17 protein-coding genes and 1 other annotated feature are annotated in these 18,617 nt (G+C 39.5%); of the genes, 4 read left to right on the forward strand and 13 right to left on the reverse strand.

Features of this window, described 5'->3' with window-relative positions; genetic code table 11:
* Positions 1–136: 136 nt before the first annotated feature.
* On the forward strand, positions 137–502 hold the full coding sequence (locus KHA99_RS06700) for a DUF3899 domain-containing protein (RefSeq protein ID WP_213116611.1): 366 nt from the start codon (positions 137–139) through the stop codon (positions 500–502).
* Positions 503–548: 46 nt separating this feature from the next.
* Positions 549–766, forward strand: a binding site (T-box leader).
* A gap of 48 nt (positions 767–814) precedes the next feature.
* Positions 815–1,804 (forward strand): tryptophan--tRNA ligase, encoded by a 990-nt coding sequence (trpS, locus tag KHA99_RS06705; RefSeq protein ID WP_213116612.1) that lies wholly within the window; start codon positions 815–817, stop codon positions 1,802–1,804.
* 167 nt (positions 1,805–1,971) lie between these two features.
* On the opposite strand, the gene KHA99_RS06710 is transcribed toward trpS, so the two are convergent.
* From KHA99_RS06710 to KHA99_RS06750, 9 genes are all read right to left on the reverse strand, one after another.
* Positions 1,972–2,718, reverse strand: a complete 747-nt coding sequence (locus tag KHA99_RS06710) for a YjbA family protein (RefSeq protein ID WP_213116613.1) — start codon at positions 2,716–2,718, stop codon at positions 1,972–1,974.
* A 152-nt stretch (positions 2,719–2,870) separates the two neighbouring features.
* Entirely contained in the window at positions 2,871–3,782 is a 912-nt protein-coding gene (opp4C, locus tag KHA99_RS06715; protein ID WP_213116614.1) for an oligopeptide ABC transporter permease, read from the reverse strand.
* Positions 3,783–3,795: 13 nt separating this feature from the next.
* Entirely contained in the window at positions 3,796–4,761 is a 966-nt protein-coding gene (gene opp4B / locus KHA99_RS06720) for an oligopeptide ABC transporter permease (RefSeq protein WP_213116615.1), read from the reverse strand.
* A 176-nt stretch (positions 4,762–4,937) separates the two neighbouring features.
* Positions 4,938–6,653 (reverse strand): oligopeptide ABC transporter substrate-binding protein, encoded by a 1,716-nt coding sequence (gene opp4A, locus KHA99_RS06725; RefSeq protein ID WP_213116616.1) that lies wholly within the window; start codon positions 6,651–6,653, stop codon positions 4,938–4,940.
* 74 nt (positions 6,654–6,727) lie between these two features.
* The gene (locus KHA99_RS06730; protein WP_213116617.1) at positions 6,728–7,735 is read right to left on the reverse strand and encodes an ABC transporter ATP-binding protein; all 1,008 of its coding nucleotides are present in this window, start codon (positions 7,733–7,735) and stop codon (positions 6,728–6,730) included.
* On the reverse strand, positions 7,735–8,757 hold the full coding sequence (locus KHA99_RS06735) for an ABC transporter ATP-binding protein (RefSeq protein WP_213116618.1): 1,023 nt from the start codon (positions 8,755–8,757) through the stop codon (positions 7,735–7,737). The genes KHA99_RS06730 and KHA99_RS06735 overlap by 1 nt, the downstream gene beginning before the upstream one ends.
* A 148-nt stretch (positions 8,758–8,905) precedes the next feature.
* Positions 8,906–9,700, reverse strand: a complete 795-nt coding sequence (locus KHA99_RS06740) for a DUF2268 domain-containing putative Zn-dependent protease (protein WP_213116619.1) — start codon at positions 9,698–9,700, stop codon at positions 8,906–8,908.
* A 128-nt stretch (positions 9,701–9,828) separates the two neighbouring features.
* The gene (gene fabF / locus KHA99_RS06745; protein ID WP_213116620.1) at positions 9,829–11,067 is read right to left on the reverse strand and encodes a beta-ketoacyl-ACP synthase II; all 1,239 of its coding nucleotides are present in this window, start codon (positions 11,065–11,067) and stop codon (positions 9,829–9,831) included.
* Between the two features lie 72 nt (positions 11,068–11,139).
* Positions 11,140–12,072: a beta-ketoacyl-ACP synthase III gene (locus KHA99_RS06750; protein WP_213116621.1), complete on the reverse strand. Its 933-nt coding sequence runs from the start codon at positions 12,070–12,072 to the stop codon at positions 11,140–11,142.
* 192 nt (positions 12,073–12,264) lie between these two features.
* Between KHA99_RS06750 and KHA99_RS06755 the strand changes: the two genes are divergently transcribed.
* Positions 12,265–12,600 carry a hypothetical protein gene (locus KHA99_RS06755; protein ID WP_213116622.1) on the forward strand — a complete coding sequence of 112 codons (336 nt, stop codon included), beginning with the start codon at positions 12,265–12,267 and terminating at the stop codon, positions 12,598–12,600.
* Positions 12,601–12,630: 30 nt separating this feature from the next.
* Here KHA99_RS06755 and KHA99_RS06760 read toward each other — a convergent pair whose 3' ends face one another.
* The 3 genes from KHA99_RS06760 to KHA99_RS06770 all read right to left on the reverse strand — a co-directional run bounded on the left by KHA99_RS06760 (position 12,631) and on the right by KHA99_RS06770 (position 15,376).
* A complete protein-coding gene (locus tag KHA99_RS06760) occupies positions 12,631–13,578 on the reverse strand; it encodes a BMP family ABC transporter substrate-binding protein (RefSeq protein WP_213116623.1) in 948 nt (315 codons plus the stop codon).
* Between the two features lie 141 nt (positions 13,579–13,719).
* A complete protein-coding gene (locus KHA99_RS06765; RefSeq protein ID WP_213116624.1) occupies positions 13,720–14,577 on the reverse strand; it encodes a Rossmann-fold NAD(P)-binding domain-containing protein in 858 nt (285 codons plus the stop codon).
* A 76-nt stretch (positions 14,578–14,653) separates the two neighbouring features.
* On the reverse strand, positions 14,654–15,376 hold the full coding sequence (locus KHA99_RS06770; protein WP_213116625.1) for an alpha/beta fold hydrolase: 723 nt from the start codon (positions 15,374–15,376) through the stop codon (positions 14,654–14,656).
* Positions 15,377–15,770: 394 nt separating this feature from the next.
* Here KHA99_RS06770 and KHA99_RS06775 point away from each other — a divergent pair, with 394 nt between their 5' ends.
* Complete coding sequence (locus KHA99_RS06775) at positions 15,771–15,953, forward strand: YjzD family protein (RefSeq protein ID WP_213116626.1); 183 nt, start codon at positions 15,771–15,773, stop codon at positions 15,951–15,953.
* A gap of 56 nt (positions 15,954–16,009) precedes the next feature.
* Here the strand turns inward: KHA99_RS06775 and clpB are convergent, their stop codons facing one another.
* Positions 16,010–18,607 carry an ATP-dependent chaperone ClpB gene (gene clpB / locus KHA99_RS06780; protein WP_213116627.1) on the reverse strand — a complete coding sequence of 866 codons (2,598 nt, stop codon included), beginning with the start codon at positions 18,605–18,607 and terminating at the stop codon, positions 16,010–16,012.
* Positions 18,608–18,617 lie beyond the last annotated feature (10 nt).

Here is an 18,617-nt window from a genome sequence, read left to right on the forward strand (position 1 = left end):
TTACTTTTTGAAAATTAATTTACATTTTCGAGACAATTCTTACGTATGAATTACAATTTACTATGTTATAATTTATATTTATAAAGGTTTTTTCATTTAAAAAACCCTACTAATACAGTGTTTTGGAGGAATTTAATTGAAAATTGTCCCTAATAAAAGTGTCTTTTTGGTAGCGTTTACACAAATTGTCATTTTTATTTTATCGTTTATTTTTTACGGTGAAATTTCCATTGTTAGTTATATCAATATATCTTTTTATATCTCACTTGCACTGCTCCTTTCCTTTTTGCTTATTTTCACAATTCAAAGCGGATTTTATGATGCGATTTCCAAGTCGTTTAACTTTACCCAATCGCTTAAGACTAATAAACGGAAATTTGAAGACATTCCTGGTTTATCACAACTTGTAACAATTGATAAAAAACCCTTCCTTTTTTATGCTATTGTAAACGGCATTCTTATGCTGATTGCCCTCGTTGTTTATTATGTTTTACTAGCTTGAAATGAAATATGTAAATCATTTATAATGGGAAATAATCGAATATATTAGATAAGCAATGAAAAAGAGTAGTACGTATCGTCCTTTGTTTTAGAGAGTTTGTGGGTGGTGGAAACAAACACAAAGAAATACGGAATGGACTTTGGAGCTTCTTTCTGAGCCTTATAAAAGGAAAAGTAGGAGTAGACGTTCCCCGCGTTAAAGGGTTTTAAAGTGACTCAGTATACTGAGTAATTAGGGTGGTACCGCGAGCCATTCGTCCCTATTTTTGGGGATGAATGGCTTTTTTTATATATTTGTTTAGGAGGATTATTTATGAAGACAATATTTTCGGGAATTCAGCCAAGTGGAACAATCACACTTGGTAACTATATTGGTGCACTTAAGCAATTCGTTGAGCTGCAGAATGAATATAATTGCTACTTCTGCATAGTCGACCAGCATGCAATAACTGTCCCGCAAGATCCCGCAACTTTGAGAAAGAACATCCGCAGCTTGGCAGCCTTGTATATCGCAGTGGGAATCGATCCGGAAAAAGCGACATTGTTTATCCAATCAGAAGTTCCCGCCCACGCTCAAGCCGGATGGTTGATGCAGTGTGTGTCCTATATCGGAGAACTAGAGAGAATGACCCAATTTAAGGATAAATCTGCAGGTAAAGAGGCTGTATCTGCAAGTTTATTAACCTACCCGCCATTAATGGCCGCAGATATTTTATTGTATAATGCTGAACTTGTTCCAGTAGGTGAAGACCAAAAACAACATTTAGAGCTTACACGTGATCTTGCCGAAAGATTTAATAAAAAATATAGAGAAATTCTCACGATGCCTGAAGTCCGCATTCCGGAGGTCGGTGCCCGTATTATGTCCCTGCAGGACCCGACTAGGAAAATGAGCAAATCCGACCCGAATCAAAAAGCATTCCTTGCATTGCTTGATGACCCAAAACAAATTGAAAAGAAAATTAAAAGTGCTGTGACCGATTCAGAGGGAATTGTTAAGTATGATAAAGAAAATAAACCAGGTATTTCAAATCTTTTATCCATATACTCTATCTTAGGAAATATGACTATTGCTGAACTTGAAGTGATGTACCATGGTAAAGGTTATGGGGACTTTAAGGGTGATTTGGCCGATGTTGTTATTAAGGCATTTAAACCAATCCAAGATAAATACTATGAATTAATGGAATCAACTGAATTAGACGAAATATTAGACCTTGGTGCAGAGAAAGCAAATAAAGTTGCTAGCAAAACCTTGAAGAAAATGGAAAATGCAATGGGCCTTGGAAGAAAGCGCAAATAGCTAATAAATGAAAACTCGCCGATTGGCGAGTCCGATAGGACGTTCATGAGGCGTAGTTGAATTTATGCGACAGGAAAGTATAAATTTTTGAAAATTTATACTTTCCTATTAGCAAAAAAAGCCTGAACCGCAAAAGGAATGAAATATATTCCTTTTGGGTCAGGCTTTTAGTTTACCTTTGGACCGTGTTCCATTTCCCATAGCTTTTCAAAAAATGGCTGTCCCTTTATTAAATTTTCACAAAAGATTTCGTGTTTTTTTGACCAGCCAAATTTGATTTCTTCATAAAGCTGTTCCCAGGCATCAGCAAAATTTAGTTCTTGGATTGTTTGGTAGCGTTCTGGGCACCACTCAGTAAACCAATAACGAATCTCAGCTTCATTATTCGATGAAAACAACTGATCTAAAGCCATAAACAGAAGCTGCTTTATCTGCCGCTCTTTTCTTGTCAAACCCAGCATTAACGTAGGTTCTGGAGAAAGAATATGGAAGTCTTTTTTACTCGATTGATTATAAAATATAAATTCCTTAGGTTCATGATTGCTGATCATTTCGTACACAAGCTGTTCCTGTCTTGGAATTAACCGGCTTTTTCGAATAGGAATATTATAGCCAATCGTATCAACAGCAAGAATGCCTACCCCATCGGTTACCACAAAGCAGTAATCCAGTTGGATCCGTTCATGGTTTTTTCGCAAGTATGCTTTTTGGTAAATATCATCTAGAAGCTGCTGTGGCAATTCAGATAAATCATTTTCAATATAGTTAAAAAGAATTGGCTCCACTTTTAGCAGCGGTACTTGGTCAAGTAGTTCAACTCCGTCATCCTTGCGCCATTCGTGGAAGTGGCAGACATTATAACCGTTTTCTTCTCCTTCAAACCAATTCACCCATACATCATGAAGATATAACATTGTATAATCCCTCACTTCAAGAAACTGTTTGTCAATCAGTATGGGCAGGCGACAGTTAAATTATTCCTTTATATACATTTTGCTCCGGTTGTTTCCATATTATTAGGTATAAAGCCTCATAAAAAAATCTACCATGTCTAAATGGTAGATTTTTATCTTCTTGATTTAGGGTTAAAAGCGTCTTTTAGGCCTTCACCAATAAAGTTGATGGACAGAATGGTCATGGTAATGATGAGTGCTGGCGGCATCCATATCCAGAGCTTGTACTGAAGGACATCAGGTTCATTCGCAGAATTAAGCATATTGCCCCAGCTTGGCGTTTCTTGCGGTACACCAAATCCAAGGTAACTCAGTGCCGATTCAATGACAATCATCGAAGCAAATGTAATGGTTGCTTGAACAATGATAGTTGATAATACGTTTGGTAAAAGATGTTTAACGATTACTTTTGCCGGTGAACAACCAATAGAGATGGCCGCTGTAATATATTCGTTTTCTTTTTCGGCTAGAATTTTACTTCTGACAATCCGAGCAATACCACCCCAATAAAGGAAACTAATTACAGCGATTAAAACCCATAAGCCGCTTACTTTCCCAAAGAAAATGGCATTAATAACAATGACAAAAACCAAAAATGGGAAGTTTAGGATAAAATCAGTAAATCTCATTAATAGGTTATCAACTGCTCCGCCAAAATAACCTGCTACAGAGCCAATTAATGTCCCAATAAAAATAACAAATATCGTACAGCTTAATCCAACCAATAGCGAAATCCTACCGCCATATATCAGTCTGGTAAACACATCCCGGCCTGATTTGTCCGTTCCGAGCCAATGCTTACTCGAAGGCTCTAAGGACATGTCCGCAATATTTACTCTCGTTATATCAGCCGTTGTGATATAAGGAGCCAAAAAGGAGATAATCCCAACAATAACTAAGAAAATGAAACTAATCATTGCGAGTTTATTCTGAACGAATTTTTTCCTAGCGATTGCCCATGGTGATAAGCTTTTTTTCGGGGGTGCTGCCGATATATTGGTATCCTTTTGTGTATCGATTTGCATCTTTTCTCCCCCTTTAATCCAATCTGATTCTCGGGTCTACAACACCATATAAAACATCAGCAATTAGGTTTCCGATTAGTGTTAAGAACGAGAACAACATGGTCAACGTCATTAAAACTGGATAATCCCTTGTTCCAACTGATTGGAGGAACAGCTGTCCAAGACCCGGATATGTAAAAATGGTTTCCGTAATGATGGCACCGCTAATAATCGCAACAAGGTCAAATCCCAAAAAGGTAATCAAAGGAATAATCGAATTCCTTAAAATATGAACATTATAAATTTTTCTTTCAGGCGTCCCTTTAGCGCGTGCTGTCCGAACAAAATCCTTGCGGCTGTTTTCAATAATATCGTTCCGTAAAAATTGTGTATAACTTGCTGTACTTAATAAACCAAGTACAATGGCTGGCAGCAATACATGATGAAGACGACTTAACCAATATTCCAATGTACCATCGGTAACCCCGATGTCAACCGATCCATTGGAAGGAAACCATCCTAAAGTAAAGGAAAATAAGTATATCGCAAATACACCGGCAATAAACGATGGAATAGATAAACCTAAATAGTTTAATCCCCCAATAAAATTATCTCCAAATGTATAGGGTTTTCGGCCTGCATATGAGCCCATAATAAAAGCGAGAATATAAGTTATTAGTATGGATGTAATGCCAAGCATAAGAGTATTAGGAAGGCGTTCGGAAATAACATCTGCTACAGGAATTTTAAAGCGTGTTGACTTGCCAAAATCCCCTTGGACAAAATTATCGATCCAGCGAAAATATTGCTGAGGCATTGGATCATTATAGCCTAATTTTTCCCTCATCTCAGCGATATATTGTGGATCTGTATTCCGTGGGTCGATTTCGCCGCTGATGCCGTCACCCGGCATTAATTTTGCTAAAGTAAAAACGACGATGGAGATGAGGAATAACATCGGAATCATGCCCAAAATTCTTCGAAATGAGTACTTCAGCATGTGCATTCTCCTTGTCTATAACTATGTTAAATACGGTGGTGCAATGCCCCGTTGATTAAAACGGGAGAGAAAAGAAAGACCCTAAGTCTCCCCTTCCTCTTCCCATTTATATCAATAGCTTACATATTCATGTGAAAATGCATTTACATAGTTTAATGCATGTCTATTTGCTGTGATTATTGCTTAATCCACCATTCATTTGGACGATTCTTACCTGATACGTCAAATGTAACGCCTTGAACACGCTTAGAAACTGCCATTGTTTCTTCTAATTCAGCAATCGGTAAAATAGGCAGATCCTTCATAAATAGTTTTTGCCATTGAATATAGAGATCCTTACGCTTGTTGGTGTCTGTTCCAACAACATTAATGTCAAGTGCCTCATCTAGTAACTTGTCACTTTCATCATTTACCCAGCGTGGGTAGTTCCAAAGTGCTTTGGAGCCCCATAGTGGAGTTGGATCTGGATCGGACCCAGTGGACCAGCCGCCGAAGAATACTTCCATAGACTTATCTGCTTTTTCAAGTTGATCATAATACAAGTTGAAATCAACCATGGAAACCTTCGTTTTTAAGCCAACTGCTTCCCAATATTGAGCCATTGCTTTCGCACGGGCTTCAAATGTAGGGTTTTGTGTTGCATAGTGAGAGAAGTTCACAACAAATTCCTTACCGTTTGGATCTTCACGGAAACCATCACCGTTAACATCCTTATAACCTGCTTCATCAAGCAATTCTTTTGCTTTCTTCGGATTATATTTGTACTGCTCTAATTGGTCGTTTGGTGCTGCAATCCAGTGGTTCGTTGGGATAGGACGGTTAACCGGCTTACCTACGCCGAAGAAGAACGCTTTTACCCACTCTTCACGGTTAATTGCATAGAACATCGCTTCACGAAGCTTTTTGTCAGCGTATTTTGGTTCATTCATGACGTTTTTCTCGCCATCCCAAGTACCTAAGCGGAAACCAACATAATAGTAGCTAACGCCAGGATATGTTATTGCATTGACATTATCTAGAGCTTTAACTTGATCAATAATGCTTGGGTGGAATGAAGTCATGTCAAGTGTACCGTTTTTTAGTTCGCCAACGGATAGAGATGGGTCAATTACCTTAACTACAATTTTGTCGATATGAGGCTTGCCAGCAAAATAGTCATTAAATCGTTCCATTTCAACAGATTCACCTGGAACGATTTTTGTTACCTTGTATGGTCCAAGACCCACTGGTTTAGTGCGGACTGCTTCAGCGCTCATCATATCTTTAACAGCGACACCTTTAAAAGCAGTACGGTTCATTGGGTATGTCCAAAGATTATCCAAGTTGTTGACACGGGCTTTGTCAAATGTAATTTGGACATGATAATCATCGGTGACTTTAATACCTTCAATTTTGTCAGTTTTTCCATCATGGAAATCTTGAGCACCTACGATATTTCTTACGTTATCAAAACGAGGGCCTTCATAATCTTTGTCGGCAATAGTATATAGGGCAAATTCCCAGTCTTTTACTGATAATTCATCGCCGTTGTGCCATTTAACACCTTTTTTGATTTCAAAATCAAACACTTTATTGTCTTCGGTTTTCCAAGAAGCGATGTATGGCTGTGCCTTTAATTGCGCATCATAATCGATTAGGTTTTCATCAAATAATTGAAGAATTTCATCATCAACTGCATCGCCGTAGAAAGAGTAGTTTAATAATCCCTTGAAGGAAGAATCCAAAGCATAAACTAATGTCCCGCCATCCTGAGGTTTTCCTGCAGTTTCACCGGATTTTCCTCCGTTTTCTTCTTTCTTAGTACCAGCTTTTTCGCCGCCGGAGCATGCAGCTAAAAATGCTGATAACACGAGCATTAAAGCTGCAAGCCAGAGCATACTTCTCTTCTTCATTTGTTTCCCCCCTAATAAGTTTTACTGCTTTTGTAGATGTCCAGCTTCAGCGTCAAGGCGCTTCCGCTTTTCTACTAATAAAGGTGGCAAGCTACTCGGTGAGAGGGCTTCACCTCCTTTAATGTAGGTTTGCTTTTAGAACATTCCTCCATTGCCATTGGGCAGCGAGGATGGAATGGACAGCCTGCAGGAGGATTGATTGGGCTTGGCACATCTCCAGTTAAAATGATCCGCTCCTTCTTATGCCGTGGATCCGGATTTGGTATTGCGGAAATTAATGCCTGGGTATATGGGTGCAAGGGTTCGGCATAAAGGCTATTTTTATCGGAAATCTCTACCATATTCCCTAAATACATAACCCCAATGCGATCACTCATATGTTTGACAACACTTAAATCGTGAGCGATAAAAAGAAAAGTCAGGTCAAATTCTTCCTGTAAATCCTTTAATAGATTTAATACTTGGGATTGCACGGATACGTCTAAAGCAGACACCGGTTCATCCGCTATTATCAATTTTGGCCGCAGCGCAAGGGCTCGGGCAATTCCAATCCGCTGGCGCTGTCCACCAGAAAATTCATGCGCATATTTATAATAGGCATCTGGCGGCAAGCCTACCTTTTCTAACAAATCCATTACTTCATTTTTTAATTCAGATTTGCTTTTTTTGTGAAAGTTATAGATTGGTTCGGCAATAATATCCCCTACCATTTGCATCGGGTTCAAAGAAGCGTAGGGATCCTGGAATACCATCTGCATATCTTGACGGATTTCCCTTAAATGTTTTCCGGAAATTTTCGTAATGTCTTTTCCGTCAAACAGAATACTACCTTCCGTTGGTTTTAGAAGTCTTAAAATGGTCCTGCCCGCCGTGGATTTTCCACAGCCGGATTCCCCTACAAGCCCTAGCGTTTCCCCTTTTTTAATCTCAAAGGAAATATTATCAACCGCTTTGACATGGCCGACAGTCCGTTTAAAAAAACCACCTTTAACAGGATAATAGGTTTTTAGATTTTGAATTTGTAATAGTGTTTCAGATTGAGAGGAAAATGCTTCTTGGTTATGTACAGAAGTAGGTCTCATTACCTCACCCCTTCTCTTGGTTTACTTGTTTCGTAGAGCAGGCAGGCAACTTCATGGCCATAATCGGTTTCAGCGAGAATTGGGGTTGTTGTCAGACATTCTGGCATCGCCTTTGGACAGCGGTTCGCAAACCGGCAGCCGACCTTAAGCATATTCGTTAAAGAAGGTACGATTCCTTGAATGGAGCTAAGTCTTTCTTCCTCTTGTTCCATTTTTGGAACCGCTCCCAAAAGTAAAGTCGTATAAGGATGCTTTGGATTATAGAACAATGTTTCAACATCAGTACGTTCAACAATTTTGCCGGCATACATAACGATGACTTCGTCACACATCTCGGCAACCACACCCAAATCGTGGGTAATTAAAATGACGGACATATCATTTACTTCCTGAATGCTTTTCAATAATTCGAGAATTTGTGCCTGAACCGTCACATCAAGGGCTGTAGTCGGCTCATCAGCAATTAACAATTTAGGCTGACAAGCAATCGCGATTGCAATCATAACGCGTTGTCTCATACCGCCTGAAAGCTGATGCGGATACTCATCAACGATTTTTTCCGGGCGGGAGATTCCTACGCTTTTCAACAAAGCAATAGATTTCTGCCTAGCTTCTTTTTTTGATATTTTCATATGGTTAAAAAGAACCTCTTCAAGCTGATATCCTATTGTAAAAACAGGGTTGAGAGAGGTCATTGGTTCTTGGAAGATCATTGAAATATCTTTTCCGCGAATTTTATTAATTTGTGCTTCAGTCATTTTTTCAAGATTTATGCCATCAAAAACGATTTCACCTGCCTTGATTTTCCCTATCCCTTTAGGAAGGAGCTGCATGACTGACAAACTCATGACAGATTTACCGCAGCCTGATTCACCGACAACTCCGACAATTTGCCTCGGTTTAACCTTAAATGAAACATTATCGACAGCATTATAAAAAGTCCCGTCAATATCGAAAGCAGTTTCTAAATTTTTTACTTCTAGCATTGGTGCCTCTTTGAGTGATGATTTATTTGCGCTCATGCTACACCTTCTTACTTTTTGTATTATTCTGTTAATTAGTTATATTTAGATAGAATTTTATTACAGAGCTATTACAATTGCAAGACTTTTTTGTTTAATTAGTCAATTCTAAATTAACTGAAATGGGAAAAGCCTGAAAAATCAGGCTCTACCTGGAAAAATCAACATTCTCTTTTAAATATTTTGAAGCAGGCTGAGTAAAACTTAGTTTTGTAGAATAATTTTGTTTCTCGTAGAATTTTCGGATAATATTATATCCTGCAGCATATCCGAGTAGCAACGGAAATCTTCCCCCGCCATATAGAAGTTCATCATGGAGTTTTTGATTTTTACTTATATCTAGCTGTTTTTTTATATAACGATCCCAAAAATAAGAGATTTCCCTATCTGTATACATACGGCACCAGTTTGCTAAATATTCCTTGCCACAATGTTTATAGACAGCATATTCCGCAAGGCCCTCAATGATAAGGGAGTCCAAAAGGGTGTATTCTTTAAAATCTTTATTAAGTGCACGAAGCCGGCAGACATGATGATATTCATGTACAAATAGAGCTTCAACCTCTTTTAAATCTTCGTAGCTGGAAAGAAAAAGGAACATCTTATCAGGGAAAGATACCCCTGCCTTCCGCCTCTCATCTCTCCTAATAAATAACCCTCCCCTTTCATTTAACGGGAAAAGGAAAATGGGTATATTCGGGCCTGACCATTTCTTTATATAGATATTGAACAATTCTTCCACCCTATCCCAGGCGTTGTATTCCTTCATTTCACTTACATTATTTCGGGATTTCCAGGATGGCCGGTACATTCCAAAGTTTTGCAGCTGATTATATATTTCATTGGCCTTTTGCCCCTTAAAATATGGGAGCAGCCGTTCACAGATTTTTATTGGACGATCAAAATCTTTTTCAAGCCATTGATCGGTTCTGATGATCCCCATTATTGCACCCCATTTAAGTGTTCATTCTAATTTATAGTTTATGATGGCTTTTAGGGGTGGTTCTCGGTTGAAAGGCGCTGTAACATAAAAAGAAAAGAGACCAAGATATTCTCGGTCCCCATTTCATATTATTGATATTTTTTAAAGACAATGGTTGCGTTGTGACCGCCGAATCCTAATGAGTTACTCATGGCAACGTTGATTTCTTTTGGTCTTGCTTCATTGACAACATAATCCAAGTCACATTCCGGATCTGGTGTCTCATAATTCATTGTTGGCGGAAGAATGCTCTCTTGAATAGCCCTAACGGTAATAATAGCTTCTACCGCCCCCGCAGCGCCAAGTAAATGTCCCGTCATCGATTTTGTTGAACTCATGGCTACCTTATAGGAATGTTCTCCAAAAACATTTTTAACAGCCATTGTTTCAAATTTATCGTTATATTCAGTACTTGTTCCGTGAGCGTTGATATAGTCGATATCCTCCGGACTCAACCCGGCATCTTCAATTGCCATTTTCATTGCCCTGGCACCGCCTTCTCCTCCTGGCGCCGGTGCAGTGATATGATAGGCATCTCCGGTTGCTCCATAACCAACAATCTCCGCATATATTTTTGCTCCGCGGGAGAGCGCATGCTCTAACTCTTCTAGAATAACGATTCCGGCACCCTCGCCAATAACGAAGCCATCACGGTTTTTATCAAATGGACGGCTGGCCGTTTTTGGATCCGGGTTTGTCGATAAAGCTGTATTTGCACAGAAGCCTGCTACCGCCATTCTCGTAATCGGAGCCTCTGCACCACCTGTTACCATGACATCTGCATCCCCGCGTTGAATGACTTTAAATGCATCCCCAATGGAATTTGTCCCTGTCGCACAAGCGGTAACGGTACACGAATTAAAACCTCTTGCACCAAGTGTGATGGAAACCTGGCCTGTGGCCATGTCAGGAATCATCATAGGAACAAAGAACGGGCTGACCCGCTTGTAGCCTCTTTTTTGAAACATCTCAAATTGATTTTCAAAAGTTTCCATGCCGCCGATACCAGAACCAATCCAGACTCCGACACGGTGAGAGTTTTCTTCATTTATTGTTAAGTTCGCATCCTTTACAGCCATTAATGCACTCGCTACTGCATAATGCGTAAAACGATCCATTTTTCTTGCATCTTTTTTGTCAATAAAGGTTTCCGCATTAAAATCCTTGACCTCTGCTGCAACCTTGGCCGGATATTCATCTGCATTTAAGCGGGTAAGCGGCCCGACTCCTGATTTACCTTCAATTATGCCTTTCCAAGTTGTTTCAGCATCATTCCCGAGTGGTGTTACCGCTCCAACGCCTGTCACAACTACCCTGCGTTTATTCATTTTTCCATCTCCTTTTTAGGATTTCCTTTTCCCTATAAATAAACCTTGTTCTATTATTAGCTAAACTTACGATTATTTTCCCCAGCGGATGGCAATGGCTCCCCATGTTAGGCCGCCGCCAAATCCAACCATCACGATTAGATCATCATCTTTTATTTTACCTGCTTCCAACTCTTCAACTATCGAAATTGGAATCGAAGCTGCTGAAGTATTTCCGTATTTATGAACTGTTTTAGACATTTTTTCGACAGGCAGCTCCAATCTTTGTCTTGAAGCCTCCATAATCCTGATATTGGCTTGATGAGGAATCAGAAAATCAACGTCTTCTTTCTTTAAACCTGCTTTTTCAAGAACATTTATACAGCTTTCACCCATTTGCCTTACCGCAAACTTAAATACTTCACGGCCATTCATAATGATGTATTCGTCTTGATATAAATGCTTTGCTCCTGTTCCGTCTGCACCTAGTTCAAAGGAAAGGATTCCCCTATTGTCCGAAACCGGTCCGATGATCACTGCACCCGCTCCGTCCCCGAATAGAACTGCGGTATTGCGATCATTCCAGTCGGTGATTTTTGAAAGCTTTTCGACACCAACAACAAGGACATTTTTATAAACTTCACTTTCAATAAATTGTTTGGCTGTCACAATTCCATACATAAAACCTGCACATGCTGCACTGACATCCATTGCAGCAGCTTTATGAGCACCTAGTCTTTCTTGAATTTTACAAGCTACTGATGGAAAAGGTGTATCCGGAGTAACCGTTGCTACTAAGATTAAATCTAGATCTTCCGCACGTATACCTGCATCACTAATCGCTTTTTCAGCCGCAAAAAAGGCCATATCTGAAGTATTCACATCATCCGTTGCAATTCTCCGCTCTTCAATACCTGTTCTTGTGCGAATCCATTCATCAGAGGTGTCCATCATTTTCTCTAAATCAAAGTTGGTTACCACTTTCTCCGGTAAATATCTTCCAATACCAACAATGCCTGCTCGCATATTTCCATCTCCTTTGGATTTATCCAAATACATTTAATATCAATTATTATGACTTGGTACTAATTTTATCAAATTAGTGCTTTGTTTAGCAATAGTTTCTTCCTGGATCCCTCCGCTAATGTACATTCCATTTATTGGTTTATTCATAAGGTAATACTAAACGAATTATTTTTGAAGGGAGCCAAATTAGCAGTGGACGATCAGGAACTGAATGAACTGAGGGATTTTGGTAATGACAAGGCGGAAGACCTAGAGAGTTTAGCTAACCATGATGGAAAAGAAGAGGAGTGGGAGGAAGATCCATTCACGGCATTAATGTTTGGACATGGACGGGGGCGTCAGGGCCAGGAGACGGTCCAACATGACCATCTTTTCCAGCACCCGCAACATCAGCCATATCAGCCGCCGAATATTGATTACACGGAGATCATGGGGCATGTAGATACTTTAATGGAATCTGCCCGGGGATTAAAGCCCTTATTTCAAAAAATTTATCCCTTTGTCGAACAGCTTTTGAAAAAAAAATAGAGCTGCCTTCCAAAAAGGCAGCTTTATCCATTATTTGGGGAGATTCCCGGAATTTTTATAGGTCTCGATATATTTATCCATTTTATGGATAAAACCCTTGTCTACTAAAGGGCTGTATTTGCCTAATGAAATGACATCATCTTGAAAATCAAAGGAAAGATTCCCCGACTTTAGTTTCTGGTTATTAAACTGTTCGGCAACCTTAACGTACAATTTATCAACCTGTTGAATCGTGCTGGTTAAGACCGTCGATTCTCCAAAATCCGATTGTTCAGAAACATAACCAATCACATATTGCCCTCGGTCTTTTACTCTTTCTATCACGGGTACGTTAAACCCATCCCCGGCAGGATAAACAACATCCACACCGGTATCAAGCATTCGATCAACTAATTGGATGGATTTATTATCATCATCCCAATTGCCGACATATTCAATACTTACATGGGTATTTTTATCCTCCGCCATGGCTCCTTGGTAAAACCCTTCGATTTCCGGCTGCCATTCATAGGCGGCCAAGACTCCGACTTTATGCTGCTTTGACATATGGGCTGCAACCATCCCCCCAAAAAAGCCCATCGCATGCCCCTTGAAGTTCAGGCTGGTGGTGTTGGGTGTTTTGGCATCACCATTAAAACTGACAAAGTGAATATTAGGATAATCCTTTGAAATTTTATTAAAATATTCGGCGTATTCCGACCCGTGCCCGAAAATGAGATTGACCCCTTTTTGATCAAACTCTTTTACGGCCTTTTCTACTTTATCCTCTGAATTCATGCCCTCTTTATAAAATACATCGATATTAAATTTGGATTGAATCTTTAACAGTCCATTAAAGCCTTTCGTGGCCCACACTTGATCATTTACGGTATCGGGCACTAATAAACCAGCCTTTTGCAGGTGGCCTTGTGCTTTCGTTTCCCCGCAAGCACTTAGTAAAAAAAGGCATAAAAAAATGATGCCGAAGCGGCTAAGCATTGAATGCAACTCCTTCGTACGGCGGCCTAGCTCTCAAACCTAAACTAAACTAACCTTTTAGTAAATCTTGTTAATTATTATTCTACCTGTTCAATAAATAATTGAAAAGTAAATTTCTTCGCTTCCCCCGTACAAAGGAGCCTATCGTCCATCATTTTCAAAATAATTGAGATACAGCATCTGAGTATGCTGCTTTTGTCTGTTCAGTGATTCAGTTAAATCAGTTATCTTTTTAACAGGTACTCTTACCACAAAATGGTCAGAGAGATGCGGCACTATCCGCCTTTTGGACTGTTCCCACTGTTCCGTAATATTTAAATAAGTGACACATTTATCCCAATAATTCTCCTGACCGCTTTCCACAATAAATGCCCCTGATTCCTCTCCTTCAATCAGTTCAAGTATAGATTCAGCAGCATCTTCAACATATACTGCATCTTCAGTCCATTCCCTATCATTAATTGAAATAGCTATATCTGTAATGGCCGCAACAATAGCTTGTTGAATAAAAAAAGCGTTGGGCTGCCAAGGTCCGTAAGCAGATGGCAGGTAAATAATTTTGAAGTTTTCCACCAGATTTTTTATTTGCCTTTGAAAATCTAAAACAGCAGTTTCCTCGTTCGTTTCCAACATTTGCATAGGCAAAATAAAAAGTACCTCTATATTTCTATTATACTTTTTAAGATAATCCAATATTGTTTCTCTAACTTGCACATTTAATAATAGATGTTCTTGCCGAAGCATGTAAAGATCATAAATAGAAAAAATAAACAGTTGGTTTTCAGCTGATCGGTTCTGTATTTTTTTCCTCCATTGTGAGAAGGAGTACTCGTCAAAATTAGCATTTCTCCCCACTTCAAGCCTTTTTTCATCTAAATAAGGGATTTTGCCTGTATCCTCTAAATGGATACCAGTAACCTCTATGCCTTTATTTAATAACGTTTTACAAACGTGAAAATTGACAAAGTCGAAAACGCCCCAAATGACAGCCTTGTCCATTTCATCACCCTCCCCAAACTACCTTACTGAATCCTATGCTCTTCAATAAGGAATTATTTCACTTGAGGAGGGATGGTCACAAGACCGATTCGTGGCTGCTTAGAAATTTGGCACATATTTTACCTAGCTGTTGCTTTTTTTCCAGAAGAATAAACGTTGGATTTATTTTTGAGGGTCCGAGGATCTGCTGATATTGTTTCGATTGGTTATAGGATCTGCCGCCGGCCAAGATATGGATGATTTGTATCGGGCAGTCGTAATTAAGATTTACAATATCGTCCATTTTAGAAATGGCACTTTCAAGGTCTTGCTGATTTGTTTGATAGGCTGCAACTAATTCCCTGATTAATTTTTTATAAAAAAATTTATGTTCTTTTTCTTGCTGGAGATGATATTTTAAAGAAAGCACAGGATTTAGGAGGATAACCGATCTGATGTTGTCTTTCATTTTCTCCATTAATTTTAGAGCAACTAGCGCGCCCATGCCCTCTGCCAAAATATGAATTTTTTGATTAAGAATTTCACTTCGAATGACATGTTGATACAGGCTTTGCGCAAGCTCAACCGCATTATCACTGCCCCAGTTCCGCCCATAAAGATTTGAGGAAAAAATGGTGTATCCTTTTTCTTTTAAATCGTTGATTATGATTTGCTTTCCTTCATTTTGAGTCCAAAAGCTTTTACTCTCGTCCACAAAATGCCGTTCATCTCCGATTACTAAGACCCCAAACCCGGTAGGCTTTTCAGGATAATAAATAATGTTCCATTGGGAATCCATTTGAAAACTCCGACATTCCATAGATAAAACTCCTTTTTCCATATTTCCTCATGATAATGTATGTCATTTCACAAAAGATGAATGGGGCATTGCCTATTTTTTATTACTCGTTTATTTGTAAATGGAAACTCGCCGATTGGCGAGTCCGTTAGGACGAAGTCAGAGGCGTAGTTGAATTTATGCGTTAAGAAAATATAAAATTTGGGGAAATTTTATATTTTCTTATTAGCTTAAAGAAACCCTTTCATTAATTTCATATCATGTGGTAATATAAGATTGGATGTATAGAAAACTCGCCGATTGGCGAGCCCTAAAGGGCGAAGACAGAGGCGTAGTTGCACTTAATGCGTTAGGAAAGAATAAATTTGATAAAATTTATTCTTTCCTATTAGCTAAAATAGGCAGGTGAAAAAATATGCGTTTCTTTTGGACTTTTTTCTGGGCTTTTCTTTTAACGGAAATGCTTACATATGTAGTCAGCTCGATGTCCGGTGCGGCATTTGATTTCAAGCTTGGTGCCATTTTATCTGTAGGAATTACCATTTTAATTTTCATTATTTCGACAGTTATTCCAAATGAACCTGTTGAAAAACACTAAGACTTTTTAAAAAAGGTCCTCCCCCAATGGGAGGACCTTTTTTAATTCGATGGCTTTTATGAAATGATTTTTAAAGCCACTTCCCCGTCTTCAACTGTAATCTCGACGTTTGTCCCATCATGAATTTTTCCTGCAATAATATCACGGGCAAGCTTTGTTTCAAGATTTCGCTGAATATAACGTTTCAGCGGTCTTGCCCCGTATACAGGATTAAAGCCATTTGCGGCAATGAATTCCTTCGCTTGATCATCAATCGTGATATCGATTTGTTTCTCTTTTAACCTTGCCTTAAGCTCTTTTAAAAGCTTGACGACAATATTCTTAATATCGTCCATAGACAATGGCTTAAAGAGAATTGTTTCGTCTACACGATTTAAAAATTCCGGCCGGAAGTGTGCTCTCAGAAGATTCAACACTTTTTCTCTCGTTCCTTCTGAGATTTCTTGTTCATTTTCATTTCGTTCAAGTAAAATGTGTGACCCAATATTGGATGTCATAATAATGACTGTATTTTTAAAGTCAACAACCCGGCCTTGGGAATCTGTAATTCGCCCATCATCAAGTGCCTGCAGGAGGATATTGAATACTTCAGGATGCGCCTTTTCAATTTCATCCATCAATATAACCGAATACGGTTTTCGACGGACTGCTTCCGTTAATTGGCCGCCTTCCTCGTAACCTACGTAGCCGGGAGGTGCACCAATAAGACGTGAAACAGCATGCTTCTCCATATACTCCGACATATCAATCCGGATCATATGTTCTTCACTATCGAATAAGCTTTCCGCTAGCGCCTTCGCAAGTTCTGTTTTACCAACTCCAGTCGGTCCTAAAAACAAAAATGAACCAATTGGTCTGTTCGGGTCTTTAATCCCTGCGCGTGCCCTCAAAACAGCGTCAGCAGTTAAACTTACTGCTTCATCCTGTCCAATGACCCGTTCATGCAGGATTGATTCCAGTCTTAATAGCTTTTCCCGCTCACCTTCGACAAGCTTGGAAAGCGGAATCCCTGTCCATCTTGAAACAATATTGGAAATCTCTTCTGCAGTTACTTCTTCACGTAGAAGCCGGTCGTCACTTTCAGCTTTTTCTTCAAGTGCCAATAGCTCTTTCTCCGTAGCTGGGATGAGACCGTGACGAAGTTCTGCTGCCTTGTTTAAATCATATTTATCTTCTGCCTGCTCCAGCTCGCGGCGAAGTTTTTCAATTTGCTCCCGTTTTTCCTGTAATTTATTAATGGTTTGTTTTTCCTCAAGCCACTTCGCCTTCATAGCATTCGTCTGTTCCTTCAAATCAGCCAACTCTTTTTGCAAGGAGCGGAGTCTTTGTTTACTAACCTCATCCTGCTCTTTTGTTAACGCAGCTTCTTCTATTTCCAATTGCATCACCCGGCGGATCACTTCATCCAGCTCAGTTGGCATCGAGTCAATTTCGGTCCGAATCATCGCACAGGCTTCATCGACAAGGTCTATTGCTTTATCAGGCAAAAAGCGGTCCGTAATATAGCGGTCAGATAAGGTAGTAGCAGCGACCAAGGCCTGGTCGTGAATTTTCACCCCATGATGTACTTCAAACCGTTCCTTTAACCCCCGCAAGATGGAGATTGTATCTTCAACATCCGGTTCTTGAACAAGGACCTGCTGAAATCTCCGTTCAAGTGCAGGGTCTTTTTCAATATATTTACGGTGCTCATCAAGTGTGGTTGCCCCGATGCAATGTAGCTCACCCCGGGCCAGCATTGGTTTTAACATATTTCCGGCATCCATCGCTCCATCAGTTCTTCCCGCACCTACAATCGTGTGGATTTCATCGATAAATAGCAATATTTGCCCTTCACTTTTTTTAATTTCATTCAAAACTGCCTTTAATCTTTCTTCGAATTCACCTCTAAATTTCGCACCAGCAATCAGAGAACTCATATCCAAGGCAAAAATAGTCTTATCCTTCAAGCCTTCTGGTACATCTTTTCTAACAATCCGCTGGGCCAATCCTTCAACAATGGCGGTTTTCCCCACACCAGGCTCACCAATTAGAACGGGATTATTTTTTGTTTTCCTTGAAAGAATGCGGATAACATTTCTTATTTCTGTATCTCTGCCAATGACAGGGTCCATTTTCCCGGCTCTTACTTCTGCTACAAGATCCCGCCCGTATTTTTTTAAAGCATCATATCCCGCTTCAGGATGTTGTGTTGTCACCCTTTGATTCCCCCTTATTTCTTTTATAACCTTTAAAAGATCTTCCGAGGTGCGGCCAAATGAATGAATAATTGTTTTAATTTCCGTATCGTTCGCGTTTGCTGCGGCAAGCAGAATATGCTCGATGGATAGATATTCATCAGCGAATTTTGCCGCGTATTCTTCAGCACTTACCAATAATTTTTGCAGTTTGGCTGTGATATAAAGCTTTCCCTGTTCAATTCCACTGCCGGTGACCTGTGGTTTCTTGGCAAGTGCCTTAAGCAAACTTTCTTCTGCTTTTTTAGCGGAAATCCCGACCCTTTCCAATACGGATGCAGCAAGACTGTCATCTTGATTTAAAAGCGCTAAAAACAAATGGGGCTCATCTATTTCTTGGTGGTTATATTTAATGGCAATACTTTGAGCATCCATTAAACCATTCTGCATCCGCTCCGTCATTCGGTTTAAATCCATGAGTTTTCAC

Source organism: Neobacillus rhizophilus (assembly GCF_018343535.1).
Classification (GTDB): domain Bacteria; phylum Bacillota; class Bacilli; order Bacillales; family Cytobacillaceae; genus Neobacillus; species Neobacillus rhizophilus.

What these genes read in the sequence shown, in the direction of transcription:
- opp4A (WP_213116616.1), bottom strand. Translation starts at nt 6,653, where the DNA reads ATGAAGAAGAGAAGTATGCTCTGGCTTGCAGCTTTAATGCTCGTGTTA.
- KHA99_RS06775 (WP_213116626.1), top strand. Translation starts at nt 15,771, where the DNA reads ATGCGTTTCTTTTGGACTTTTTTCTGGGCTTTTCTTTTAACGGAAATG.
- KHA99_RS06770 (WP_213116625.1), bottom strand. Translation starts at nt 15,376, where the DNA reads ATGGAATGTCGGAGTTTTCAAATGGATTCCCAATGGAACATTATTTAT.
- fabF (WP_213116620.1), bottom strand. Translation starts at nt 11,067, where the DNA reads ATGAATAAACGCAGGGTAGTTGTGACAGGCGTTGGAGCGGTAACACCA.
- KHA99_RS06765 (WP_213116624.1), bottom strand. Translation starts at nt 14,577, where the DNA reads ATGGACAAGGCTGTCATTTGGGGCGTTTTCGACTTTGTCAATTTTCAC.
- KHA99_RS06735 (WP_213116618.1), bottom strand. Translation starts at nt 8,757, where the DNA reads ATGAGCGCAAATAAATCATCACTCAAAGAGGCACCAATGCTAGAAGTA.
- KHA99_RS06750 (WP_213116621.1), bottom strand. Translation starts at nt 12,072, where the DNA reads ATGCGAGCAGGCATTGTTGGTATTGGAAGATATTTACCGGAGAAAGTG.
- KHA99_RS06740 (WP_213116619.1), bottom strand. Translation starts at nt 9,700, where the DNA reads ATGGGGATCATCAGAACCGATCAATGGCTTGAAAAAGATTTTGATCGT.
- opp4C (WP_213116614.1), bottom strand. Translation starts at nt 3,782, where the DNA reads ATGCAAATCGATACACAAAAGGATACCAATATATCGGCAGCACCCCCG.
- trpS (WP_213116612.1), top strand. Translation starts at nt 815, where the DNA reads ATGAAGACAATATTTTCGGGAATTCAGCCAAGTGGAACAATCACACTT.
- KHA99_RS06710 (WP_213116613.1), bottom strand. Translation starts at nt 2,718, where the DNA reads ATGTTATATCTTCATGATGTATGGGTGAATTGGTTTGAAGGAGAAGAA.
- opp4B (WP_213116615.1), bottom strand. Translation starts at nt 4,761, where the DNA reads ATGCTGAAGTACTCATTTCGAAGAATTTTGGGCATGATTCCGATGTTA.
- KHA99_RS06760 (WP_213116623.1), bottom strand. Translation starts at nt 13,578, where the DNA reads ATGCTTAGCCGCTTCGGCATCATTTTTTTATGCCTTTTTTTACTAAGT.
- clpB (WP_213116627.1), bottom strand. Translation starts at nt 18,607, where the DNA reads ATGGATTTAAACCGAATGACGGAGCGGATGCAGAATGGTTTAATGGAT.
- KHA99_RS06730 (WP_213116617.1), bottom strand. Translation starts at nt 7,735, where the DNA reads ATGAGACCTACTTCTGTACATAACCAAGAAGCATTTTCCTCTCAATCT.